Origin of the sequence: Acetobacterium carbinolicum (genome assembly GCF_047456275.1) — a bacterium.
Lineage (GTDB): Bacteria > Bacillota > Clostridia > Eubacteriales > Eubacteriaceae > Acetobacterium > Acetobacterium carbinolicum.
This window is the reverse complement of sequence record NZ_CP173357.1, coordinates 3,913,093-3,937,832: the sequence shown is the minus strand read 5'-3', so window position 1 is coordinate 3,937,832 and position 24,740 is coordinate 3,913,093. Positions and strand designations below refer to the sequence as shown.

Genomic DNA, 24,740 nt, shown 5'->3' with positions numbered 1-24,740 from the left:
TTTAACTTATTCTTGTGGAAAAACAGAAATATACTCTCGTAGTAAGCCTTTATCTTCTTGGGTAAAAAATAACCTTGAAAAATTTTCGATAAAGTACTGGATTTTACAAATGATCCGTGTTATATTTTAACCACGGTTAATGCTGCATATTAGTTGTGAGTAGGATTGGAGTCTAACAGTTAATGACAATCCCATCACAGCGTTGCAATCGTTTACCAGACTCTAATGATTAAAGGGAGAGTTTTTAATGAATCAGAGAGAAAACGTTATGGCAGTGTATCGTGGCGAACAGCCGGATTACTATGGAGATTTAATGGCAGCGGTAGAATTTATCCCGGATCCGCTATTTATTCGGGATGCGATGATTCCTCAGGACGGCAAAGAATACATGGATTCCTGGGGAACGGTTCGTGTTTTTTTGCCGGGCGCACCAGGTCCTCATCCTCATATCACCCGGGACAACGTGGTTATTACAGATATTGAAAAGTGGGAAGAGCAGCTGGTAGTACCGAACATTGACCAATTGGATTGGGCACCAGCTCGGGAAGCGGCATCCCAAATCAATCGCAACGAAAAACTGGCCTGTTTCTTTTACCCTGGTGGCCTTTTTGAGCGAAGCCATTTTCTTCTGGGTATGGAAGTTGCCCTGATGAATTATCTGGAGTATCCGGATGAAATGAAAGCTCTGCTTCGGGTGATTGCTGATCATAAGATGGCTTACATCAGAAAGGTAGCAGAAGAAACCCATCCCGATATCATCTTTTATCACGACGATTGGGGAACCAAACAAAATCTGTTTTTGCCCCCTGGCGTTTGGCGGGAGATCATTAAACCACTGCAGCAGGAAATTGCCGATACCATCCATCAATGCGGCATGATCTACATGCACCATGCGGACTGTATCTTAGAACCCATTGCAGCGGATCTTGTTGAGATTGGCATCGATATCTGGCAGGGTGTCATCGCCCAGAATGATATCGTAAAAATCCAGGAGATCACAAAAGGAAAACTGGCCATGGTGGGTGGCATTGACGGACCGAAAATCGATATAGAAAACATAACCGAAGAAAAAATTCGGGAAGAAGTGCGTCGCGCGGTGGATACTTATTGTCCTGCTGGACGTTTCTATCCATCCATTCCTAATGGTGTCTGCTTTCGTGAATGGAACAACAGTATCTTCATGGATGAGTTAACGAAATATGGGCGGGACTATGCAGAAAAACATCCCATCGCTTAGCTGTTAAAACACCAGGTAGACAAAATAAAACCCGACATTGATAGTTTTTATCAACTTAAAAAGTTCGAACCGTAAGCACCCGGTTCGAACTTTTTCATTATCACCCAAATGATGTTTCGTCTGTTATATGGCGATAAAATAATAATATAATGTCAATAGCAAAGCTCCCTTGCCACAACGGCAATAACAGGAGCTTTAAAAGATTTACTGATTGTAATTTTCGGGCGGTGAAATAATGAGGCCTAAGGTTCGTGCTTTGCGACCCGGAGCGGGCTTATTCTGATAAAGCGGCTGAATGATTTTTACGTACTCAGCGATTGCGGTGGTCAACTCTTCATCGGTTGCATAGATTGGGGCAAGAGAAAAACCTGACCGGTCGTTTAGAATATCGATATCCGGTCTTTTACAATAGGCTTGAAATTGTTTGATAAAGCCAAAAACATACTGCATAAACATTTGCAGATAGGCATCGCCGACGTTTTCGCCACTTAGTGCCTGACCACCGGCATCTAGATCAATAGCAACTGCATAGGTTTTTTCAATCGTCCCTCTGATTTGATTTTCTTCGACAACTTTTAAAATACCGTCATTTGTCATCCGTTTCAAGTGGCGATATAGGGTTGCCTGTGGAATATCATTATATGTTTCGGCAAGTTGTTTAGCGGTTGCTTTTCCAACAGAATAGAGCTCTAATAACAGTTTGCATTTTATTGGGTGTGTAAAGCAATCCATAATTTTTTCTTCCATTACATTTCCTCCTGACAGTTTATGACAATATTATCATTATGATAATAAAAAGTCAAATCAGAATCATTATGTGATACCGGGGGGCGGGACATGCGAAAAAAACAGGCATTTTTTTACGGATCGCTGCATCATATTTCATGTCGGTTGAAGTTTTGCCATGTTGCCCGCATGATCAATCCTTCAAAAAATCAAGTACCAGTTGATTAAAGGCCTTATCTTCAAAGGCACCATGGCCAAGGCCGTTGCAGATGTAGAGGGTGCTATTGGAAATTTTAGCGGCCATTTCTTCGCTGGCGTTTTTTCCAACCACTAAATCGCAATCACCACCGATAATAAGGGTGGGACTTTTTATTTGTGCAAGTGATTCGTAAGCATTGTGACTTAGGCATGATCTTGCCTGGATCATAAATCGATCAAAAGATTTCGGTTTGCCAAATTTTGTTAGAATCGGGTAAAATGGTCTGAATTTTTTTGCTTTATCCTCCGGGTATGTCTTTTCGATGGAACTGATAAATAGGCTCTTATAATCATGATTTGTAGCCATCGTTATCCAACTGTTAACAACCGTTTCCATGGTTTTGTTTGGCCGTGAAGCTGAAACACCAATGACAAGTTTATCGACACTTTGGGGATGATCAATGGCAAGAAATTGAGAAATCATCCCTCCTTGAGAAAGTCCCATCACATGGGCGTTTTGGATGTTTAATTTAGCCATTGCGGTGTGAAGATCGGTTGCCATTTCCCGGGTTGAGTACCCTTCATCAAGATGATTTTTACGACTAAAGAAATAAACCGTATAATCTTTAGCATAACGTTTATACATCAGAGCGAGCGCTATCGCGGCACCCTTAACGGTCTTTAAACCATCACCAAGGCCAGGGATAATGACTAAATTTTTATCACCTTTTCCAAAAGAAACGTAATCCATAGCGGTATTTCCGATTTTTACGTGACGGCTTATTGCATGATAAAACATAATTGCACCTCCATTAATCAGCTATGCCATTTTTTACAATATTCAGGTAATTTATAAGTTCTTCTAGATAAGCATCTTTTAACATACCCACATCATCAAATGAATCAATTATGGGGTTGAATTCTTGATTAAAACCTTCAACAACCCATTTTATGATTTTTGTATTTTTCTGTGAACTGGGTTCTTTGGTGAGATGATCCGAAAGAAGGCTATCATACAGCGACTCTGCAGAGGCTTCATATCGATTGATTGTTTTCTTGAAAATCGCGGAATGATCATCAATGAAGGCTCTTTTTAGCAACTGATATTTTTCGGGATTGCTGATATGCCAATTAAATTCAATCGCCGCATAGCCAATAACAACCTCAAACAGATTGCCTTTTAAGTTTGACATGTCCTTTGTGGTTTCGGTAACTAAATCGGCGATGACCGAATCTAAAATAAAAAAGTACAGATCTTCTTTATTCTTAAAATATTTAAATAGACTGCCTTTGCTAATGCCGGCAAATTTAATGATGCTATTTGTCGAAGCCGTGTCATAAGGATGCTGAGAAAATTCCTTTAATCCGGCATCAAAAATAAGGGCTCTTTTGGTTATATCAAGTTCATAAAATAATCGTTCTGGCACGCAAACCTCCCATAAATGTTGTGTTTAATATTAAGATCCGATGACCACATGGTCACTAGTATATTATAATAGTATTTAGATCATTCGTCAAGAAATAATATTACCAATGATGACGAACCGACTCCATGTAGGTGAGAAATGGTGGTCAAGGTTTTATAGTATTTCAAAATAGTTCTTGCATTAGTTATCGAATCGAACTATCCTTTGAATAACCCTTCTGTAAATAGCACACTGCCGACAATCTGCTTTGCATTGATAATTTAGATTGACTGTAGAAATTCACTTGGAGTAGCACCGAAATACTAGCGACTTACGGAAGAGCTTAGTATTTCGCGATGAGTCAGTAGAGATTAAAATAATCTTAATAACTAAATTTATGGAGGTTCACGACATGTTAATTAAATTTCCCATTAAAAGTACGATAGAAGCCAGGCGGTCAGCCCGCAGTTATCAAATGCTTTCGGTTGATCAGGATGTCATGGATGCCATCAAAGCCTTTGTCATGCCACCGGGATACCAGCATTTTAAATGGGAACACCCCAATGTTGATATTGGGATATGTGCATGCCATGTCTGGCTTGGACTACTTGATCGCGGCTGGCACCCAACCGTCACAGTTAGTGAAGAAGGTGGGAGAGCTGTTTGGAAGATTTCAAGATAATAGTTGATTGGTGAAAAAATATCGGGGGCATTTTGGTAAAGTAATGACATTTTTACTGATGCCTTTACTTCGATTAACGGCTAAGCTTTTGGGCAATTTGCGAATAAAAACTTATCGATTGGTTTCGTATGATACATTGACGGATTCGAATGAATTTAATGAAATGATAAAAAAAGATTCTCAAGCAGGAACCCATATAACATTAAGAGGTGCGGCAAGTACTTGTATTGCAAAGTAAGCCTTTGTTAACGCATGAGCGATTCACCAAGTCAGTGCTTATAGTTCAACCTGAAAAAGACGAAATGACCCCAAAGTACTACACTGAAAAGGTTTTTAAATAATTGGGGAGTGAGATTAAAAGGTATGTATTAATTAAGAATGCGACTCACTTCCCAACGCATAAAAGCTATTATCAGCAATGGGCAAAAGCAGTTGATGGATTTATCGGGGGACTATGCCCTGATCCATGAAAAGACATATTCCACGTTTTTAGGCAAGTCAATTTCGGGTTGTGCTGAGGTGACAAAATGACCATCAATATTTTTTTCTTTCATCGAAAAATCAAAATGTGCGGCAGCAATACCCATGTCGACCCGTTGAATATCGTAGGCAAAGGCTTTGCTGTATCCTGGTTCTTTGTACTCATAAAAATGACAGCCGCTATCGTTTAATATAATTCGCCAGGGTTGCTTGTTGGATGCAGAGGGCCCCAATCGCACCATTTTCAGGGCGAAGGCAAGATCACCGGCAGCAGCTTCTGACAGCGGGGACTGGAAGTCATCAGAAAAAAACAATTGATTCCATTCTTTACGTTGATCAGCTTTGATCAGCTTTCGCATGGCTTTTTCTTTAAAATGCTTGTGGTCGGCCGCATAGCCATATGGGGTTATGATCGGGAAAATTTGACCGACTTCTATTTTCATCGCATTGGAAAAGCTCTGACGGTCAAAAGTGCCACCCAGCCAACAAGTGCCTAAACCAAGATCGGCTAAATAAAGGACTAAGGCTTCAAATTCATACCCCAAAGCCTCCAGTGCCATCGGTTCCAGAGTGATTGTCGTGCCGATGTAGTGGCTGGCCCCTTTTATCACACCGTAAGTACCAAGCTTTTGAGCGGTTGGTCCAGATTTTAAATCAAGCGTGTGAAAGGCAACGTGAGGTCCAAAGGGATTTTCTAATGAATCGATAAAGGATTCAATGGCCTTTTGTTTATCGGATTCAATCGCCTGGTCTTTATAATTTCTGACGCTATAACGCTTTTTTACAGTTACTTCGATTGGGAAATTAATATTCATGGTGATTCTCCTTAAATTAATCTATGTAAATTTTATACAATTATATTTTACACAATATAAATAGCGGCTGTCAAGGATTATTTTACGTGCAGAATATCGACCAGTGTTTCAGTAGTAAAAAATCCCAGCCGATCAGTTAGATCCATCTTCACAGATATGGAGATCATTAAATCATTCTGTTATGGTCATCGGTCAGATCATTTTTTGGGTGTAAGTGCTTTTAAAAGTGTTTCACCAGTGACACCTAATTGCGCGTCGTTCCCAGCCAACGGTATATTTAACAAATTCGCACCATCGACTTCATAAACCAAGATGTAGATGCCAGAACCAATATCCTTCGTTTCTCCCAAGATATTTATAATGTCTGCATGCGTCATTTGGGGCGTTAGGTCACGGATCTGCCCAGATGTAACGGCAGTAATCGGGATGTCAATAAGGGAAGAACTATTTTCAGCTGATGATAATATTTCCGCTGTTAATGCATTGGTTTCGCCTGCTTCCAAAACGGTGACAGCCTGTTTAATTTCGCTCCTAGAGTAATTACTGAGATCTGTTGCCTCAATCCCCAAAGAGGTAAGATAATCCACTGCTGCATTATATCTTCTGTTCTCAATAGCATAGGCGGTGGCTGAAATAAAAAAAATGAGACAAGCTGTGATCAATGTAATTAAGCGCCGTTTTCTCCATATCGTTTTTTCCCGATTATTTGATTTTGGAGAAGCTGTTTCAATCGAGTTGTCATCAATTTTGCCAATCGCATTAAAAAATTTTTCGTTTTTCATAGAATGATTCCTTCTTTCTCAAAGTGTTTTTTAAGTTCATTTCTGGTCCAAAACAGTATCGATTTAACTTTACTTGCCGTATTACGTGAAGTTTCAGTTATTGTAGATTCGCAGCGTTCCTAATATAAATCAATAATTTTGTTTTCGTCCATTTAATTGACCCTCTTTCTATTAAAAATAAGTCTTTCATCCTAATACACGAAAAAAACTGCTTTGCGTTGCGTAAGAGAGAAAAATTGTTCAAGTGCAAATTATGCATATCGTTTCCCAAACGGGCCAGGCCCTGATACGATTATGTCATTTACGCCTTGAGGAGTAAACTAATGATACACTAAATTTCTGTTTTAGGACATAATCAAAAGTGGTATACTAGGACATTATCATAAGTCATCGATACAGACATATATTTGTAGTATATGTCTGTTGACAAATCGATTTTTATTTGCTATATTTTAAACATACACAGTGTATGAATGGAGGCGCATTAATGTCACGAAACAAATACCCCGAAGAAACGGTCCAAAAAATTCTGGATGCCGCACTTCAGCTTTTTTTGGAAAAAGGATATGAGCAAACAACTGTTTTGGATATTGTAAAGAATATGGGGGGGTTGACCCGCGGCGCATTTTACCACCATTTTAAATCCAAAGAGGAGGTACTGGATGCGTTAGGCGATAAGCTGTTCTTAGACAATAATCCCTTTGAAAAAGTAAGGCAACAAACACATTTAACAGGTCTTGAGAAGCTTAAATATTTACTGCTATATTCGATGGAAAACACAGAAAGCCGCAAAATTAACATCATGTCGGTACAGGCACTTCAAAGTCCAACCTTTTTAAAAAAGGTGATTGATGATAACCGGGATCTGGTTGCACCTTTGTATCAAGAGATCATTGAGGAAGGCATAAAGGATGGCTCGATTGAGACCGAGCACGCGAAGCTGCTTTCACAACTAATCACGTTTCTGACAAATTTTTGGACGCTACCGACACTATACCCATCGTCTCTTGAGGAGAGCGTGGAGAAGCTTTTATATATTAAAGAGATTACTGACAAACTGGGGGTTCCGTTTTTGGATGATGAAATGATTGCCCAGGTGATAGAGAATGCGACAGAGATCGATACCCAATAAAATTGCCATCTGGCAGTTTTATTTTTAAACAAATACATACATGCTGAATGAATAAAAGGAGATTATTATGAAAAAGTACATGTTAAGAAACAAAGGATTGCTGGCAATGGCCTTACTATTCGGGACAATCTTCTCTGTCGGCTCGACGCTGGTGGCGCTGATTCTCAAAGAAGTTATTGATGTTTCACTATCCCGGGACATGAGTCGTTTTGTTACGATTGTCCTGCAAACAGCGGTTTATCTCGCTGTTCTGGGCGTGAGCTACGTACTCTATTCAACACTTAGTAAAAAGTTTATCTGCAAAGTAACGAGGATGCTGCGTAACGATGCATTTGGCGGGATACTTAAGAAAAATATCTCTGATTTCAAGTCGGTCAATTCTGCGGATTACCTGTCGGTGCTGACTAACGATGTAAAAAATGTCGAGGAAAACTACGTTAACCCCATCCTACTCTGCCTGCAAAATATCATTGTCTTTATTAGTTCTTTTGCAGTGATGCTTTACCTGAGTCCGCTTGTTACACTGTGCCTGTTTGTCGCAATACTTTTGCTCATTGCTGTGCCGAGCTTTTTTCAGAATGGGATCCAAAAACGGCAGGATAACTTTTCAAAAAAACAATCTGGTTTGACAGTGGCAATCAAAGACTTTTTATCTGGCTTTGAGGTAATCCGTTCCTATCGAATGAACAGCTCAGTTGTTAAGATCTTTGAAGAGAAAAATGATACGGTTTATCACGCGAAGTATGCGTTGGATAAGATTGTTGCAGCGGTGGAGGCGTTGTCGATCATGTTGGGTATTGTGGTGCAATGTAGCGTTTTGTTTGTATCAGCTTACCTGATTATCACTGGAAAAATAACTGCCGGTGCATTGGTAGCACTTGTGCAGGTGTCTGGAACAATCGTTGTTCCAATTCAGATTCTGTCGCAGAATATTCCGCTCATTCAAGGAAGTAAGCCAATCATTGAACGTCTGAACACCCTTGTAAACTATCATGATCGTACATTTACAGGAACGATGTGCCCAACCTTTAAAACGGGTATTACCATCAAAGATTTGCGTTTTGCCTATGCGAAAGAGCAGCAAATTATCAAGGGGATTGATTTTACCTTTAAAAAGGGTGAAAAGTATGCTATTGTAGGGAAAAGTGGTTGTGGCAAGACCACGCTGATCAACTTGCTCACCGGATATTACGATGGCTTCGAAGGCGAAGTTTTGTTTGACGGTGTCGATATGCGAAAGCTGGATATCGCGAAACTAAATGAAATGTTCGCTGTTATTCACCAAAATGTCTATATGTTTGATGCGTCGATTAAGGACAACATCTGCCTGAACAAACAAATTAAGCAGATCGATTTACAAAGGGCACTGAACATGAGTGGGGTGGAGATGTTTTTGGGAGAAGAAAAAAGCTTGGATACCTCCGTGGGCGAAAATGGAAACAATATTTCCGGCGGTCAACGTCAAAGGGTTGCGGTAGCTCGAGCGTTGGTTCAGGGTAAGCCAATCTTGATTTTAGACGAGGGAACTTCCTCGGTAGATATGCAGACCGCCTATGATATTGAGAGTCAACTGCAAAAGATCGCGGAACTAACAGTTGTTACCATCACGCATTCACTAAATCCGGAGCTGTTGAATGGCTATAATCAAATTATCTTTATGGAAAACGGAACGATCCTTGAAACAGACACCTTTGCAAATTTGATGAGCGCAAAAGGGCCTTTCTATGATTTCTTTAGCTTGAAAAAATAAATGAACACTTTTATTATACGAGGAGTAAAGCTTATGGCACTTATATTAGTTGCAGAAGATCATTGCACACTATTTAATCGCGAATAACCGGTTAATGGGCTTCTTTTCGCATACCCGTCAAAAGGTGATTAAAGAAAACAATGAGTAAAGCGGCCAGTAGCGCGTTAAGAAAACCACCCATGCTCAGATTGCTTACAAAGTGGTCCGCAATCATGATCATCCAGGCATTCACAATAAAACTGAATAATCCCAGTGTTAGCAGGCTAAGTGGTAAGGTAATCAACAGTAGAATCGGCTTTAATAATAAGTTGACAAAGAGTAGAACCAATCCCATCATGAGCAGTGCCGAGGTGCTATTGATCTGAATGCTATCGATAACCAGTGACAGTAAATAGAGTGTTAAGATGATCGATAGATATTTCATAAATAGTTTTATCATTTTTACCTCCTGGAATACGTTTATCTGACGCGAATCAATACCTTGGCCTTATCAGTAGCAACATCAATAAGATCATAGCCTTCATCAATGTTTAAAGACCCAAGCAACGTTATAACATCGGCAACGAGTTCCTTCACTAAATGGACTGAGATGCGGGAGGTTGCATTCGGATGAGGTGCTTTTGGTACAAAAATACATGCGATGACGAGAATGTCCAGAAAACAGTCCAGCAGTTCTTCAAAGATATATATCGGGATGGGAAAGGGAATTCTTATGAATCGTCGGTCCTCAATTTGAAGCCGGATCCATAATGCGTGAAAACCCCTAATCGACATAGACCCGTACCTTTATCATGGACTGACTGCTTTCATCCCAGGCGTCCACATCAACGATATTTGGTTCCTCCAGGGTACCATTGATGACTTCTTCCACGATTTTGGCAAAATCGACGCTGGAAATATCGATCCCCTTCGACTCCATTTCTTTTCTGGCATCAGGCGGAACCATGGTAGTCATTCTGTCGGCAATTTCGCCAATGGTTGTCAGTAGACGGATTGGAATATTGACATTGACATTAACCGAATTGTTATCTGAAGTGACTCTCACTCTGAAAAATTTGTAGCTTTGTTTTGTTGTTTCAACCGCCTGAAGGGGTGTCACTTCGGTTATATTCAGTGCTTCTAGTAGTTCCATACCCTCCGCCGCCGTAATCTGTCCTTTTTCGATCATTTCCAGTATTTTTTGTTGTTCACTCATTGACTGATCTCCTTCTTCTCTATAAATTTTTTATTCGTTCTGTGGCTTCTTTTGAAGAAATTTCACCGCTTGATAATTGATCAAGAATTTCATTTCTGGCAGCTGTTTTGGAGGCCTTCTCTTTAATTAATTCTTTCGATGGAATTTCATAGCCGAGGCCCCTTATAACCGTATCCAGTTTACCACGAACGGTAGGGTATGAGATACCCAGTTCTTTTTCAACATCTTTGATATTACCGCGACACCTGATAAATACTTTAGTAAACTCAAGATCGTCATCAGATAGACGGCAGAATTCACAGGGCTGGAAATCACCTTCAATAGTTGTGGTGCACTTGGAGCAGCTGAGCTTGGTTATAGAAAGTTTTTCTCCACAGATGGGGCATCTGCCCGGGGCTTTATACTTCATTGTTTTCACCATTCCTACGTTTATTTGGTTATAATATACTACTGTACATTAAATATGTCAATATAAAAGTTAATATATTTAATTTTTTAATTTAATATATTAACATTTCAATCGTTTTTATAACGCAGAGGCACTTCGACGGTCATCTTGGTTATTGTTGGTGGATTTAAGCAATGTTATATTTGGACAAAAAGGGGTAAATATTATTATAATCGGGATAAGTTATTTGAGTATGATCGAATAACAAACGATTAAATACTAATTATTATTAATGGAGGCATGATAAAATGAAGACGATTCTTGTACCGGTAGATGGTTCTGAAATTTCCCTAAAAGCTGCAGATGAAGCAATTGAATTGGCGAAAAAACTTGACGGTGAAGTGACATTTATTTCTGTGGTAGAAAGAAAAGTTCCTTTTTACGGAGTCGGTATCGGGGCTCCAAATGCTGTAGATATGGAAATTGAAACTAAAATTGAAGAAAATGCGACAAAGTGCTATGATGAATTCTTAGATTTTCTTGTTGAAAAATATAAGAATACAGGTTTGGTACTAAAATCTCAAACCCTAAAGGGTATTGTTGATGAGGAAATCGAGCGGTTTGCCGAAGAAGGGCAATTTGATTTGATTGTGATGGGAAGAAGAGGGCTCAGTCCTGCTAAACGTTTCTTTGTTGGTTCCACCACCAGAAAAATTGTTGATTCAGGTCCTTCTTCAGTATTGATCATAAAAGAATAGTATTTTTACAAATAGGGGGTTCAATCCAATATGATTATTGGATTGGACCCCCTATTTGTAGGTGCGGTAGAGATGACTCGCTTATTTTGCAATCAACCGTTTTCGTCATAACAAAAGAAACGTTTCTTCGGCATGCCAGTGTTATACTTTTTTAACATTTTTTAAAATAGTACTTGCAATCCATTTTTAATGGACTTATCCTTAGTTTCAAGGATATCCGTTAAAACCTAAAGGAGAAAATTGTATGAATCAAGAAAAAATTAAAGCGTTTGAGACGATGATAAGTCGTGACTATCCCGATATTGCGGGTATTGTTGTGCAAAAAAACGGTAATAAATTATACGAAAATTACTTTAATGGGTATATCGCGGACCATGCCATTCATGTGTATTCCGTAACAAAAAGCATTGTTTCCGGTTTGATTGGGATTGCCCTTGACAAGGGCCAGATTAAAAGTGTGGATCAGAAGGTGTTGGACTTTTTCCCGGATTATGCTGTTCAAGCTGGTGAAAAAACAATACAGAATGTTACGATTAAAAATCTGCTTACCATGACTGCGCCATATAAATATCAATTAGAACCATATGCGGCATTTTTCGCAAGTGAAAACTGGATAAAAGCGGCCCTTGATTTATTGGGTGGCGAGGAACAGATTGGAGAATTTAAGTATTCGCCCATCATCGGCGCACATATCCTATCAGGCATTCTTGTAAAAGCGACAGGTCAACCCATAATTGAATTTGCGACAAAGAACTTATTCTCACCACTGGGGATCAATGGAATGCATAATGTGGTGTTGCGAAGTGAAGAAGAACAGATGGCCTTTTATACAAAAGAAAAACACACCAATGGCTGGGTTGTTGATCCCCAGGGGATCAATACGGCAAGCTGGGGTCTTACTTTAACACCGGTGGACATGGCAAAAATAGGGCAACTGTACTTAAATGGCGGATTATGGGAAGGCAAACAAATCCTATCAAAACAATGGATTGACATAAGCACACAGGAACACATCAAGTGGAATAGCTTGTCTTATGGCTATTTATGGTGGATTATTGATGATAAAGAGCAAAGTTACGCCGCCTTGGGAGACGGTGGAAACGTGATTTACGTGAATACAAAGAAAAAAATGGTTATCTCGATCGCTTCTCTTTTAATCCCGGATGCTAAGGACAGAATTGAGCTTATTCTTAAAATGATTGAACCAATATTTGCAGATTGAGTAAAAATAGCCATTCCGTTTAGGGGGGAGATAGGGAGATGAGAAGACGAGAAGACGAGAAGACGAGAAGACGAGAAGACGAGAAGACGAGAAGACGAGAAGACGTATATTTTTAAGGTACAGGAGGGCGAACCCAATGAGAATATGAGAAATGAAATAGTCCTAGTGTCACGTAACAAACGGAAATCTATATAAAGGAGTGTGAAAAAATGAACTTGCTTCAATTGAAGTACTTTCTTACCGTTGCAAGATGTGAACACATGACACGTGCAGCAGAGGAACTTCATATTGCCCAACCATCTTTAAGTAAGGTTATTTCAAAGTTGGAAGAAGAATTGGGGGTTCTATTATTTGAACGCGTTGGGAGACAGATTAAACTTAATCATTTTGGAAAAGCATTTCTTAATAGAGTAGAAAGGGTATTTCTGGAACTTGATAATGGGAAACGTGAGTTGTCAGATATGTCAATAAATGAAAGCTCAAACATTTCAATTGCGGCAAATAATATCGGTCCATTTTTCAAACTTCTGGAAGGATATTCAAAACGTTATCCCAATATGATTTTTCGGCAAACAATCGGTTCAATTTCAAAAATGAAGCAGCAACTTCAAAACGGGGAAGTTGATTTTTGTATCTCTTCACCACCTATTAAAGGTGCTTCCATAGAATGTATACCATTGGTAATTGAAGAGATATTTTTAATTATTCCAAGTGGGCATAAGTTTGCAAAATATCGCGAGATAAACTTGATAGAAGCAGCGAATGAGCCATTCATAAGTTTAAAGGAGGGGTTTGGCATACGAGAATTAACAGAAAAACTCTGTCACCAGGCCGGATTTACCCCGAATATTATGTTTGAGACGGATATTTCTGCAAATCTGATCGAACTGGTAAATTCCAATATGGGAGTAGCATTGCTTCCGAAACTTAAGTGGAATGATGTTCAACAAGATATGTCAGTCTATATTCATATAAAAGAGCCGGTATGTAGACGGGAGATTGCGTTGTCTTTTGTCAAGGAACGCTATTTAACGAAGGCTTCAATGCAGTTTAAAGAGTACTTGATTGATTTTTTCAAAAAAGATTAGCAGTATAATGATTTTATTGCATCAAAATAGGACTATTAACAAAACTCTCGATGAAAATTTCGAGAGTTTTTTTTATAAAACAAATATCAGGTAAAAAGAACCAATTGATAGGCTACAGGCTATTGATTCATGTTAAAACACGTATTGGTTATTATAAAAAATCGATAGTATAATCGTAAATAATTAGATGGCTTGATTTACCTAGTAAAACGATATCATAAAAGTTATGGGATAGGAGGAAAAATATCGGGGATCGTAAACCTTTATACAGCTTACGGAATTGTTAATTAAGTGTTAGACATTACCTTAATCAATCTAAATTTATTATACGAGGAGAGTTATGATGATAAAGAAAGAAGTCTGGGACAGCATTGATAAAAACAGCCAGATGTTGAAAAAAATGGCGCGAGATATTTGGGAAAATCCTGAGGTTTCGCTGGAAGAAGAATTTGCTTCAAAGTTGCAGGCCAAGGTATTGGAAGATTCGGGACTAAAGGTAACGCTCGGCTTAAAAGACTTGCCCACGGCACTTATCGCTGAATATGGGAAGGGAAAACCGATTATCGGCATTCTAGGTGAATATGATGCACTTGAAAGTTTATCGCAGGATTCTGTGCCAGAGAGAAAGGTAAGAGTACAAGGTGGACATGGACATGGTTGCGGTCACAACCTGTTGGGCACGGGTGGTGTTGGTGCTGCCATTGCCATCAAAGAGGCAATAGAACGAGGGGAACTACAGGGTACGATTCGCTATTATGGATGCCCCGCGGAGGAGGAGCTGATTGGAAAGCTGTTTATGCTAAGGGATGGATATTTTGACAATTGTGATGCACTGCTTTACTGGCATCCATCTTCAAACAACACTCCATGGAGAGTACCGTGTCTTGCGGCTACTTCTGTGGTGTTCAGCTTCAAAGGGCTAACCGCCCATGCACCGCAGGCACATATTGGTCGTAGTGCACTCGATGCGGTTGAATTGATGAACGTAGGGGCAAATTATCTGCGCGAGCATCTTCCGAAAGAAGTCATGATGCATTACTCAATTTTAGGCAATGGAATCGCTCCAAACACTGTACCGGACAGATGTCAGTCATGGTATATGATGCGGGCTCCCAAACGGGTACAGTTAGATGAGGCGTTCCCACGTCTTGTCGATGTGGCAAAGGGTGCGGCGATGATGACAGGGACTACGTTGGAAAAGGTAGAGGTTCTTGGTGGAGGGAATGAAGTAATCGTAAATCAGACGCTTGCCGATTTGTTTGTAAAGAACATGAACGAGTTGGGCGGTCCGTCCTTTACGGAAGATGATTACGCCTTTGCTAAAAAACTTAATGATCAATTTACGCCTGAGCAAAAACTCAGGGGTGCACAGGCGTTCCAGATTCCGCCCGAGTATTATGACAAAGACTTGTTGGACAAAGTCGTACCCAAAACAAACAATGAGGTATTTCCGATCTCGGGAGATGCAGATCCGAGCTGGTTATTTCCGTTTGGAGCTGTTTACTGCGCAACATGGCCGATCGGCGTGTTTACACATACATGGCAGGCGACGGCATGCACAGGTTCTGATCTTGGTTTTCACGGCATGTTGTTTGCCGCGAAAACGCTGGCGGGAGCGTGTTGTGAATTGATGAGCGACGGTGATTTAATGGAAAAGGTCAAAGACGAATTTAGAGAAACATCAAAAAACCTGAATTATAAAGTGAACATTGGCGCTGACGCGGTGCCAAAGAAAGTAAAACTGACCTAAAGTAAAACTATACATATTTCTATGTCTTGATGGCACAGTAATTAAATCTCACCTGTCAAGACATAGAATGATAACCGAGGAAACTTAATCAAAAGACTAAAATTGAAAGGTTACTAAAAATGGTTGATAAATCGAATTGTATTGAAAATTCTGTTGAAAATCAAGGCCGGTATGGAATACTAACTTTGTTGTTTTTAGGATGGTGTGTGGGAAATCTGAATCGTTTTTCAATTAACTATGCGATTGTGGAAATTAGCAAAGACTTTGTTTTAAATGCTTCAACACAAGGATTTATAATGAGTAGCTTCTTTCTTGGATATGCACTTATGCAAGTGCCAGGGGGCTGGCTTGCAGATAAGTATGGTCCCAAAAAAGTTTTGATTAGTAGCATCCTTATCTGGTCTGTTTTTGCAGCACTTTCGGGTTTGGCATGGTCCGCGTTATCACTAATAATATTTCGGTTTTTACTCGGTCTTAGTTTAGGAGCATTCTATCCTACTGCTTTGAAAACGATATCACAAGTTTTTCCTCGAAATGAACAAGGAAAGGCGATTTCAATACTATTAGTTTCAGGGGTTATAATTGCCATTATCAGTTCCATACTCTTTGCATGGATTATCGGCAAAATGGGGTGGAGTGCATTGTTTTATATAATTGCGGTAATTGGCGCTATTATGGCAGTTCTTTATTTGCTGATATTAAAATTACCAGTAACTACTCAAGATAAAGTCGCGATACAAACTATAGACAAGCCCCAAAAATTGGCATTTAAGCAAGTTATTAGAGTTCCTTTTGTATGGAGTATGTGCCTGGCTGGATTTTGTGTTAGTCTGATAACATGGGGAATAAACACATGGATACCGACTTATCTTGTTCAAGCTCGTCATATTAGCCTGATGGAAGCTGGAAAGTGGCAGATGATGCCGGCAATCCTTGGTTTATTTGCTATGCTGGCAAGTGGAATTATAACAGATAAATTGAAGATGGATACGGTAAGGCGATCAACATTGATAATGTCTGTCTTAACCGCGGTCTCCGTCTATATCATGTACAGGACGCCATCGTTAATGTTGTTCTTCGTTTTTGAAGGAATAATAATCGCTTGTGTAACCGCAATATTTGTTATTATTAATAGTATGATTATGAAGCAGTTCCCTCCTGAGGTGACAGGTTCTGTAGTTGGACTCGTTAATTTTGGGTCTCAAGCTGGTAGCTTCACAGCACCATTTATCATAGGAATTATAGTAGATGCAAGTAAAGGATCTTTTGACACAACTTTTCTATTTTTGACAGCAGTAGCAGTTTTATCTATTGTTGCATTTTTAACAACATACTTAAAAAACAGCCTATCAACGACTTAATAAGAAACGCCAACAGGAAATGTCTGAAATTAAAACGTTTCTTTATGAAAATCCAGGAAGACATCTTATGAATAACAAGGTCAAGAAGATTAGAAATAGCAATTAAATAAGTAAAAATCGGGAAATAGTAGCTCAAACTATTTCCCGCTTTTTATCTTGGTCTGCAGGTTGTTTAATGCGGAAATGAAAAAATCCGGATGTTCATAGTGGATGTCATGGCCTGATTTGATGGTAAGGGTTTCGCAATCAGGGAGCAAAGCCTGAACCTTGTTTGCATCTTCATCCGTGTTGGCGGCGTACAAGACTCCGTCCTTACCGTAATTCGTTTTGGCTTTCAGATAAATCGTCGGGCACGAAATCGCTTTTAGTAACGCTTCCTGATCGACTGCGTTCATCCATGAACCGTCATAAAAATGCTCGCCAAAGGCCAGATCATAGCGATCAATGGTATTCATCAGGCGTAGCCAGGAATAGGGGATCCAGTAGATTCTTGGCCCCTGATCGGGATGTTCTGCTCGGAATGTTTCAACGGCTGCGACCACCTTTTCTTTTAGACCACCGAAAAGGGAAACCATGTAGCCATTTTTAAAATAGTAGACAACAAAATCTGTTTCATCTGTCTGGTTTTTAAAACTGTGAATGGTCATGAAGGTATCCTTCCAGGCAAAGCAGCCAGCTCCTTGCTGCATTTCTGCTGGGGTCACGGCAAAGAGCGGGGGATCTTCAAGCAGAACACCACTGACCAGATTGGGTGCGTTGGCCCCGAGCCAGGCAGCCAGGATACCGCCGGAAGAATGACCGGAGACAAGACATTTCTTGCCGATACGATGTTCCATAAACCAGATCAGTGCTTGACCATTCGCCGCACAGGAATAAAGCGTTGGATCATGACTGGATTGACCGTGGCCAAAGCAATCCACCGCAAAGACATGAAAATTTTTTGACAATTCAGGTAGAACGGCGGCATAATCTTCCCAGGAAACGCCCTGACCGTGAATTAAAAGGAGTGCGGGGCCATTATCTGGCCCCTCGCCATAGCTAAGTGTGGAACCATTATCCAAAATGGCTGTTTTTGGGGTAAAACCAGCTGCCGTGGTTTGTTTGAGATAATGATCATCAAGCGGATGTAAATTGCGGTAAAAAAAATAACTAAGGATAGCAGCGATGCCGATTACCACAAAACCGAGTACAAGCAGGACAATTTGCATTTTTTTAATCCTCATTTTCATATTCTTTATCATTAGCGGTTGGAGGCGCATAGCCCAAGCCTTGTTTAATAAATTCAAACTGACTGATGAATCGATTGGCATCAATCAGGGCCAGTCCACCTTGATTCTCATCACCCAGAATCATCAGGCTGTCTCCGGAGTTGATCTGGAAGATTTCCCGGGCTTTTTTAGGAATGACAATTTGTCCGCGCTCACCAACTATGACTGTGCCAAAGACGTGCTTGCCTTTTGGCGGCAGGGGTACTCCAGCTGTTTCGGTACCGTTTACGAGGGTATCAAGGGAAATGTTATAAAGCTCTGCCAGAGCAATGCATTTATTCATATCCGGTAAGCTTTCGCCGTTTTCCCATTTAGCAACGGACTGTCGGGAAACAGTGATCTTTTCAGCCACATCTTCCTGCGTGTACCGATGGGCTTTTCGCAGAGTCTGCAAATTCAGACTAATCATATTTTTCATGTTTTCACCACCTGTGCCTATTTTATCAGCTTTTAGAAACAATATCCATCAATTGATGTTAACATAATGGTACAAAAAATGTCAGCATTGGTTGCGGGAAGGGAATTATAAGGTCTTGCTTTTCCAGTTTTATTTTTCAAACTACTCTTTTTGCACCATCTAATCCAAACAAATAAGAAGTGAAGCCCATCTTACAACAATAATAACCTGACCCATCTTTGGTAAGTAAAGAAAACCATGCCTAGATAAACGAAACATCAATGAGCCATGTAACAACTTACTTTACTCTGATTTTAAAATAATATATCCTAAAGGAGGGTATAATAAGCATATAAACCAGCTGTTATTTGCGTAAAAAATTCAGCTTTTGATTAGGGAGATGATATCAATGGAACACAAAAAATTTTTAGAAGAAACAAAACTACTAAATTATTCTCATCAAAAGATCCAGGAGTTAATAAAAATTAAGAAGTGGGAGAATTTAGATGAGGAGCAACAGATAAAAGCAATTTATAATTATGTTAGAGATGAAATAAGGTTTGGCTATAATGTGGATGACAACATTCCAGCATCAAAAGTCCTGTCAGATGGATATGGACAGTGCAACACCAAAGGAACGCTTTTTATGGCACTGTTAAGAGCAGTTGGGATTCCGTGTCGAATTCATGGGTTTACGATTGATAAAAAGTTGCAAAAAGGTGCGATGACGGGAATCGTCTACAAGAATGCACCAAAAAACGTATTTCATAGCTGGGTTGAAGTGTTATATGAAAATGATTGGTATGAGTTGGAGGGATTTATACTTGATAAAAAATATCTGGAAAAATTGCAGAACATTCATAGTGAATGTTCTGGGTCGTTTTGTGGATATGGGGTGGCAGTAAAAGACTTTAAACATCCAATGATTGATTGGAACAAGAACAACACCTATATCCAAAGTGAAGGAATAACTCAGGATTTTGGCGTTTACGATAATCCTGATGATTTACTTAAGGAACATCGTCAGGAAATGTCTGAAATAAAAAAAATTCTTTATAAAAATCTAGGAAGACATCTTATGAATGACAATGTCAGAAAGATTAGAAATAGCAATTAAACAAGTGCAAATTTCTTTATAATTTAGATCAATCAATTCTATCGGTGAGGCAAGATAGCAAGAATAGTCAAAACAAATCGCGCAAAAACTGATAAAATATCAAAGGCAAAATAAGGAGGATGATATGGACAATAACAGTATCGCAAAAATTTCAGCAGTAATCCAATTTATCGAAACGCATTTAACGGAAAAGATGGATTTGAATCGTGTCGCAACGGCTGTTCATTACTCAAAATATCATCTGCATAGAGTATTTGCTAGTATGGTGGGTTTAACGATCCATGATTATGTTCAGCGCCGGCGGCTGACGGAAGCAGCATGGTTATTGGTTTTTTCGGCTAAACCAATTATTGATATTGCCGCAGTGGGCGGATATGAAAGCCAGCAGGCCTTTACAAACATTTTTACCGCAATGTATAAGCAATCGCCTAATAAATATCGGGAAAACGAAAAATTCTATCCCTTGCAATTAAGATTCAGAGTAGAAGGTAATTACGGAATGCTCCACAGCAAAGAGCTACCTCAATGGCATATAACCCTTGCAACCGAAGACGATATCGCTTGCTGGATGGATTTAGTTAGGCTTATTATAGATGGCTTCCCTCATTTAGATGAGGAGGAATATGCCGTGGAATTAAAACTGCGGATCAGAAATAAGCAGGCGCTGATCTTAAAAGATGGCGCTATTGCGGTGGGAGTCATGCTGTTCTCTTCGGAGACCGGCAACATTGACTTTATGGGCACACATCCGTTTTATCGGAATAAAGGAATCCCTAAAGCATTTCTTGATAAGGTGATGGGAGAGTTAATTAGTAGAAATGAAATTAGTATAACGACCTACAGAGTGGGAGATAAAGCCGATACCGGACACCGTAGCGCGATTAAAAGCTTGGGTTTTGCGGAAGCGGAGCTGCTTATTGAGTTTAATTATCCGACACAACGCTTTATTTTGTCAAAGGAGGTTACAGATGACAAATGAAAAACAAAACGTTAAACACAAAGCAAGATCGTCCGACTTTATTGACCCGATTCCATTTCCTGATGAAATTGCCCATCTTAAGCTCATCAACGATAAACTTGACGCTGCTTTGCATCAAGCAAATGCAAACGTTGACCGTGTCGACAAAGAGTATATGGATGCGAAACGCTACATGGCGGACTATCGTGGCGAGATTGACCCCCACGAAATGTTTCAGAATGAATTGGCACTAAAACAAATTGACAGAACCGGGGCTTTTTCGGTCGGAATATGGGAGAAGCTAGCCAAGCTGAAAGAATCCCCCTATTTTGCCCGAATCGATTTTCAGACAAATGAAAGCCAAATTGCAACAAAGCATTATATTGGTCGTTTCGCATTTAGCCATGAGAATGAACTTTTAATCATTGATTGGCGGGCACCCTTTGCCAGTATGTTCTATGATTGCGAGGTTGGTTCGGCAGGATATGATGCCCCAATGGGCAGAATTGAGGGAAAGCTGACGCGCAAGCGCCAGTTCAAAGTAAAAAACGGGGTCTTAGAATATGCACTGGAAAGCTCGGTTAACATTCACGACGATGTTTTACAGCGGGAGCTTTCCCACACTTCGGATGAAAAAATGAAATCCATTATTGCTACCATTCAAAAAGAGCAGAATAAAATCATCCGCAATGAAAAAGCCGGAACAATCATCATTCAAGGGGTGGCCGGTTCCGGTAAAACCGCCATTGCCCTGCATCGAATTGCCTTTTTACTCTATCGTTTTAAGGATAAACTGGCGGCAAGAAATGTAAAAATTCTATCACCCAACAAGGTCTTTAGCGATTATATCTCCACCGTTTTACCAGAGCTGGGCGAGGAACCGATCAGAGAACAGCGTTTTGCCGAAATTGCCAAAGATCATTTAGAAGGCATCATTGCCTTTGAAGCAGATAAGGACCCGTTGGAAACAGAAGATTCAAAATGGGCAGCGCGGGTGAGGTTTAAATCAACACTGGATTTTGTAAAGCAGATGGATGGATATTTACATGAACTTCCCGCCATGATTTTTGAGTTTGTCGATTATCCCTGCGGGCGCTTTGTAGCATCGGCGGATTGGATACAGAGGCGTTTTTATGGTTATCAAAATTATCCTATCAAGAAACGGCTGCGTCTGATAGCTGAAGATATCCATGACCGTTTTGATGCCGACAACTTCAGGGGTGAGGAAATACCCCGACCGGGAGCGATTCTAAAAGGCTTGATGGCGATGCTGAAAGTCAAAAACAGCCTGGCATTATACCGGGGCTTTTACCAGTGGCTGGAGTTGTCGGAGATGCTTGTGTTGCCGGCCAGGAAAACCCTGGAATGGGCAGATGTATACCCGTTTATGTATCTCCACGCGGCATTTGAGGGCTTGTCGGAAAGCAAAGTCATCAAGCATTTGGTCATTGACGAAATGCAGGATTATACGCCCATACAATACGCCGTTATCAACCGCCTCTTTCCCTGTCAAAAAACAATTTTAGGCGATTATGGACAGTTGATCAACCCCAACCATCGGCATACCATAGCGGATATACAGCAGCTTTTCAGCGATGCGCGGTTGGTGGAGTTGACAAAGAGCTACCGTTCAACCTACGAAATCATCTCTTTCGCCAAGGGAATTCAGCCGGTGGATCGATTAGAGCCGGTAGAACGGCATGGGGATGCACCGGCAATGATACCATGCAGCGATAAAGAGGATGAGATTGCCAAAGTCAAAGTAACGCTTGATGCCTTTCTTCAAAGCGGAAATGCATCGCTTGGAATCATCTTGAAAACAAACAGCTCGGCGTTGGTCTTTTATAAGTTGCTTGCAGAAGATTATCAAATCCAGCTAATTTCGCCTGATAGCACCAGCTTTACCAATGGCATCTCGGTCACCTCCATCCAGATGTCGAAAGGCCTGGAGTTCGACGAGGTTATTATTCCTAATGCAAACAGTGATACATATAAGTGCGACGACGACCAAAGCCTGCTTTATATCGCTGCGACACGAGCGATGCACCGACTGACGCTGCTGTATCGGGGAGAACCATCCCGATTTCTCCCACGGCCGTAAGAAAACAGGCAGAAAAAAAACTTGCAACTGAAACTGGAAAATGATAGTTTAAAGTGAGTGGCACTGATAGAATAACAAAGAAAAATGATCAGATCGCAGATCGATAACAGTAAATGAACGAAATGCAAATGCATTAAAGGGATGGGAATGGTATGATGAAGGTATTGATTGTCGAAGATGACAAGGTGTTGAATCACACCTTGGCCTATAATCTTATTTCAGCGGGTTATCAGGTGATTTCGACCTATAATTTTAGAGAAGCGGACAGCGCGCTGGTGCAAAGCCAAGTTAATCTGATTGTTTTGGACGTGAATCTGCCCGATGGCAATGGTTTTGATTTATGTAAAAAATGGCGTGATCAAATCGATACGCCAATTATTTTTTTAACCGCCAATGATCTCGAAAGTGATATCTTAAAGGGGTTTGAACTGGGTGCCGAAGATTACATCACCAAGCCGTTTCTGATCAGCGTCATGCTAAAAAAGATCGCCGTGATTATCAAAAGAAGTAGTGGTCGTGTTGAGAAGCATATTTATAACGACGGCAAGCTGATCATTGATTTCTCAGAGCGAAAAGCCAGTCTTGGCGGTAATGCCATCGAGCTTAGCAGCAACGAATACAAGCTGCTTAAGATTCTCATTGAAAACAGCCAGATGGTGCTGACAAGACAGTTGCTGCTGGAAAAATTGTGGGATTGCAACGAGAACTTTGTCGATGAAAATGCCCTGACCATGATGATCAGCCGGATCAGATCAAAGATTGACACCAGGGACAAAAAACATCTCAAAACCATCTATGGGATGGGTTATCAATGGATTGGGGGGCCCGATGAGAAATAAGCTTTGGGGGGCCGTGATCATCTTACTTAGCGTTGCCTATTGTGGCTTTGTTTTTTTGTTTTTCCATTCGCCCTTAGTAACCGCAGTTTCTATTCTACTCTGTCTGTTTTTTATTTTGGGCGGTTATTTTGAGAAACGCAGAAATGAAAAAAAAATCAACGCGATCACGGATGACATCAGCGAAAATCTGGAGTTGCTGTTTAATAATGATTATCAAAACGTCAATGCCCTGGATTTATTGGATGAAACACTGATTTCAAAGATTAACCAGAAAATTGTCCGCATCGCCGACGTATTAAAAATAGTGACAGAAAAATCAACCACTGAAAAAAAGGTGCTGGAGGGTTTTATTTCGGATATATCGCATCAGGTAAAAACGCCAATGACCAATTTAAAACTGCTGCACGAAACCATCCAGGACCGCGATCTGCCGGAGCAGACCAGAAATGAACTGCTCAAATTAATGGGAACTCAGCTTGAAAAGCTGGAATTTTTACTATCCTTCATGGTAAAAGCGTCACGCTTGGAAGCGGGCCTGATTCAACTAAAAAAGCAACCAGGCAATTTATTCGATACGCTGGCGGAAGCCTTGTCGGACATCACCGTTCCGGCTGAAAAAAAGCAGATCCAGATCACCGTTAATTGTCCCGAGGAATACTGCTTAAACCATGATTTAAAATGGACGGCAGAAGCCTTGTTTAATGTGCTGGAGAATGCGGTGAAGTATGCACCGAATCACAGTTTTATCACCGTTGAGGTAAGAAGATGTGAAATGTATACCCGAATCACTATCACCGATCAGGGCAAAGGAATTCCAGAAGTGAATTACGGGAAGATCTTTCAGCGCTTTTACCGGGAAGAAGCAAATCAGGAGATTGAGGGAATCGGGATCGGCCTTTATCTGGCCCGTGAAATCATAGAAAAGCAGAACGGCTACATCATGGTGCGCTCTGTTGTCGGTGAGGGCTCAACCTTTTCGGTGTTTTTGCCCAATGCCTTTTAAAATTGTCAAAGTAGCGTTAATTCTAACCGGTTTGTTAGAATTAATGCTCTTTTTTAGTTGATTTTGTATTGATTTCATGAGAACTGT

25 protein-coding genes are annotated in these 24,740 nt (G+C 40.3%); 14 read left to right on the top strand and 11 right to left on the bottom strand.

The window, feature by feature from the left end; all coding sequences use genetic code 11:
- The first annotated feature begins 247 nt into the window (after positions 1 to 247).
- Positions 248 to 1,237 carry a uroporphyrinogen decarboxylase family protein gene (locus ACIZ62_RS18235; RefSeq protein ID WP_414150839.1) on the top strand — a complete coding sequence of 330 codons (990 nt, stop codon included), beginning with the start codon at positions 248 to 250 and terminating at the stop codon, positions 1,235 to 1,237.
- Between the two features lie 204 nt (positions 1,238 to 1,441).
- Here the strand turns inward: ACIZ62_RS18235 and ACIZ62_RS18230 are convergent, their stop codons facing one another.
- From ACIZ62_RS18230 to ACIZ62_RS18220, 3 genes are all read right to left on the bottom strand, one after another.
- On the bottom strand, positions 1,442 to 1,984 hold the full coding sequence (locus tag ACIZ62_RS18230) for a helix-turn-helix domain-containing protein (RefSeq protein WP_414150838.1): 543 nt from the start codon (positions 1,982 to 1,984) through the stop codon (positions 1,442 to 1,444).
- A 172-nt stretch (positions 1,985 to 2,156) separates the two neighbouring features.
- Positions 2,157 to 2,960 carry an alpha/beta fold hydrolase gene (locus ACIZ62_RS18225; protein WP_414150837.1) on the bottom strand — a complete coding sequence of 268 codons (804 nt, stop codon included), beginning with the start codon at positions 2,958 to 2,960 and terminating at the stop codon, positions 2,157 to 2,159.
- Between the two features lie 13 nt (positions 2,961 to 2,973).
- Positions 2,974 to 3,588, bottom strand: a complete 615-nt coding sequence (locus ACIZ62_RS18220) for a TetR/AcrR family transcriptional regulator (protein WP_414150836.1) — start codon at positions 3,586 to 3,588, stop codon at positions 2,974 to 2,976.
- A 391-nt stretch (positions 3,589 to 3,979) separates the two neighbouring features.
- On the opposite strand from ACIZ62_RS18220, the gene ACIZ62_RS18215 reads away from it, so the two are divergent.
- Positions 3,980 to 4,249, top strand: a complete 270-nt coding sequence (locus ACIZ62_RS18215; protein WP_414150835.1) for a hypothetical protein — start codon at positions 3,980 to 3,982, stop codon at positions 4,247 to 4,249.
- Between the two features lie 452 nt (positions 4,250 to 4,701).
- Here the strand turns inward: ACIZ62_RS18215 and ACIZ62_RS18210 are convergent, their stop codons facing one another.
- Both ACIZ62_RS18210 and ACIZ62_RS18205 read right to left on the bottom strand, forming a co-directional pair.
- A complete protein-coding gene (locus ACIZ62_RS18210) occupies positions 4,702 to 5,544 on the bottom strand; it encodes a nitroreductase family protein (RefSeq protein WP_414150834.1) in 843 nt (280 codons plus the stop codon).
- A 197-nt stretch (positions 5,545 to 5,741) separates the two neighbouring features.
- On the bottom strand, positions 5,742 to 6,326 hold the full coding sequence (locus ACIZ62_RS18205; protein ID WP_414150833.1) for a hypothetical protein: 585 nt from the start codon (positions 6,324 to 6,326) through the stop codon (positions 5,742 to 5,744).
- 487 nt (positions 6,327 to 6,813) lie between these two features.
- On the opposite strand from ACIZ62_RS18205, the gene ACIZ62_RS18200 reads away from it, so the two are divergent.
- Positions 6,814 to 7,458 (top strand): TetR/AcrR family transcriptional regulator, encoded by a 645-nt coding sequence (locus ACIZ62_RS18200; protein ID WP_414150832.1) that lies wholly within the window; start codon positions 6,814 to 6,816, stop codon positions 7,456 to 7,458.
- Positions 7,459 to 7,525: 67 nt separating this feature from the next.
- Positions 7,526 to 9,208, top strand: a complete 1,683-nt coding sequence (locus ACIZ62_RS18195; RefSeq protein ID WP_414150831.1) for an ABC transporter ATP-binding protein — start codon at positions 7,526 to 7,528, stop codon at positions 9,206 to 9,208.
- A gap of 91 nt (positions 9,209 to 9,299) precedes the next feature.
- On the opposite strand, the gene ACIZ62_RS18190 is transcribed toward ACIZ62_RS18195, so the two are convergent.
- The 4 genes from ACIZ62_RS18190 to ACIZ62_RS18175 are packed head-to-tail and all read right to left on the bottom strand — an operon-like array spanning position 9,300 to position 10,812.
- Entirely contained in the window at positions 9,300 to 9,647 is a 348-nt protein-coding gene (locus tag ACIZ62_RS18190) for a phage holin family protein (RefSeq protein ID WP_414150830.1), read from the bottom strand.
- Positions 9,648 to 9,667: 20 nt separating this feature from the next.
- Positions 9,668 to 9,982, bottom strand: coding sequence for a hypothetical protein (locus ACIZ62_RS18185; RefSeq protein ID WP_414150829.1), 315 nt, complete (start codon positions 9,980 to 9,982; stop codon positions 9,668 to 9,670).
- Positions 9,972 to 10,403 carry an SHOCT-like domain-containing protein gene (locus tag ACIZ62_RS18180; protein WP_414150828.1) on the bottom strand — a complete coding sequence of 144 codons (432 nt, stop codon included), beginning with the start codon at positions 10,401 to 10,403 and terminating at the stop codon, positions 9,972 to 9,974. The genes ACIZ62_RS18185 and ACIZ62_RS18180 overlap by 11 nt, the downstream gene beginning before the upstream one ends.
- Before the next feature lie 19 nt (positions 10,404 to 10,422).
- On the bottom strand, positions 10,423 to 10,812 hold the full coding sequence (locus ACIZ62_RS18175; RefSeq protein ID WP_414150827.1) for a DUF2089 domain-containing protein: 390 nt from the start codon (positions 10,810 to 10,812) through the stop codon (positions 10,423 to 10,425).
- A 287-nt stretch (positions 10,813 to 11,099) separates the two neighbouring features.
- Between ACIZ62_RS18175 and ACIZ62_RS18170 the strand changes: the two genes are divergently transcribed.
- The 5 genes from ACIZ62_RS18170 to ACIZ62_RS18150 all read left to right on the top strand — a co-directional run bounded on the left by ACIZ62_RS18170 (position 11,100) and on the right by ACIZ62_RS18150 (position 16,970).
- Positions 11,100 to 11,549, top strand: a complete 450-nt coding sequence (locus tag ACIZ62_RS18170; RefSeq protein ID WP_414150826.1) for a universal stress protein — start codon at positions 11,100 to 11,102, stop codon at positions 11,547 to 11,549.
- A 244-nt stretch (positions 11,550 to 11,793) separates the two neighbouring features.
- Positions 11,794 to 12,771 carry a serine hydrolase domain-containing protein gene (locus ACIZ62_RS18165; RefSeq protein ID WP_414150825.1) on the top strand — a complete coding sequence of 326 codons (978 nt, stop codon included), beginning with the start codon at positions 11,794 to 11,796 and terminating at the stop codon, positions 12,769 to 12,771.
- Between the two features lie 209 nt (positions 12,772 to 12,980).
- Positions 12,981 to 13,859, top strand: a complete 879-nt coding sequence (locus ACIZ62_RS18160) for a LysR family transcriptional regulator (protein WP_111888609.1) — start codon at positions 12,981 to 12,983, stop codon at positions 13,857 to 13,859.
- 343 nt (positions 13,860 to 14,202) lie between these two features.
- Positions 14,203 to 15,609: an amidohydrolase gene (locus ACIZ62_RS18155; RefSeq protein WP_322520055.1), complete on the top strand. Its 1,407-nt coding sequence runs from the start codon at positions 14,203 to 14,205 to the stop codon at positions 15,607 to 15,609.
- Between the two features lie 119 nt (positions 15,610 to 15,728).
- On the top strand, positions 15,729 to 16,970 hold the full coding sequence (locus tag ACIZ62_RS18150; protein ID WP_414150824.1) for an MFS transporter: 1,242 nt from the start codon (positions 15,729 to 15,731) through the stop codon (positions 16,968 to 16,970).
- Between the two features lie 137 nt (positions 16,971 to 17,107).
- Here ACIZ62_RS18150 and ACIZ62_RS18145 read toward each other — a convergent pair whose 3' ends face one another.
- Positions 17,108 to 18,178, bottom strand: a complete 1,071-nt coding sequence (locus ACIZ62_RS18145) for an alpha/beta fold hydrolase (RefSeq protein ID WP_111888612.1) — start codon at positions 18,176 to 18,178, stop codon at positions 17,108 to 17,110.
- A gap of 4 nt (positions 18,179 to 18,182) precedes the next feature.
- The gene (locus tag ACIZ62_RS18140; RefSeq protein ID WP_111888613.1) at positions 18,183 to 18,656 is read right to left on the bottom strand and encodes a helix-turn-helix domain-containing protein; all 474 of its coding nucleotides are present in this window, start codon (positions 18,654 to 18,656) and stop codon (positions 18,183 to 18,185) included.
- 388 nt (positions 18,657 to 19,044) lie between these two features.
- Here ACIZ62_RS18140 and ACIZ62_RS18135 point away from each other — a divergent pair, with 388 nt between their 5' ends.
- The 5 genes from ACIZ62_RS18135 to ACIZ62_RS18115 all read left to right on the top strand — a co-directional run bounded on the left by ACIZ62_RS18135 (position 19,045) and on the right by ACIZ62_RS18115 (position 24,653).
- A complete protein-coding gene (locus ACIZ62_RS18135) occupies positions 19,045 to 19,752 on the top strand; it encodes a transglutaminase-like domain-containing protein (RefSeq protein WP_111888614.1) in 708 nt (235 codons plus the stop codon).
- A gap of 124 nt (positions 19,753 to 19,876) precedes the next feature.
- Positions 19,877 to 20,731 (top strand): helix-turn-helix domain-containing protein, encoded by an 855-nt coding sequence (locus ACIZ62_RS18130; protein ID WP_111888615.1) that lies wholly within the window; start codon positions 19,877 to 19,879, stop codon positions 20,729 to 20,731.
- The gene (locus ACIZ62_RS18125; RefSeq protein ID WP_111888616.1) at positions 20,721 to 22,811 is read left to right on the top strand and encodes a HelD family protein; all 2,091 of its coding nucleotides are present in this window, start codon (positions 20,721 to 20,723) and stop codon (positions 22,809 to 22,811) included. Before ACIZ62_RS18130 ends, ACIZ62_RS18125 begins: the two co-directional genes overlap by 11 nt.
- A gap of 155 nt (positions 22,812 to 22,966) precedes the next feature.
- On the top strand, positions 22,967 to 23,650 hold the full coding sequence (locus tag ACIZ62_RS18120) for a response regulator transcription factor (RefSeq protein WP_111889767.1): 684 nt from the start codon (positions 22,967 to 22,969) through the stop codon (positions 23,648 to 23,650).
- Positions 23,640 to 24,653 (top strand): sensor histidine kinase, encoded by a 1,014-nt coding sequence (locus ACIZ62_RS18115; RefSeq protein WP_242988499.1) that lies wholly within the window; start codon positions 23,640 to 23,642, stop codon positions 24,651 to 24,653. The genes ACIZ62_RS18120 and ACIZ62_RS18115 overlap by 11 nt, the downstream gene beginning before the upstream one ends.
- Positions 24,654 to 24,740: the final 87 nt, after the last annotated feature.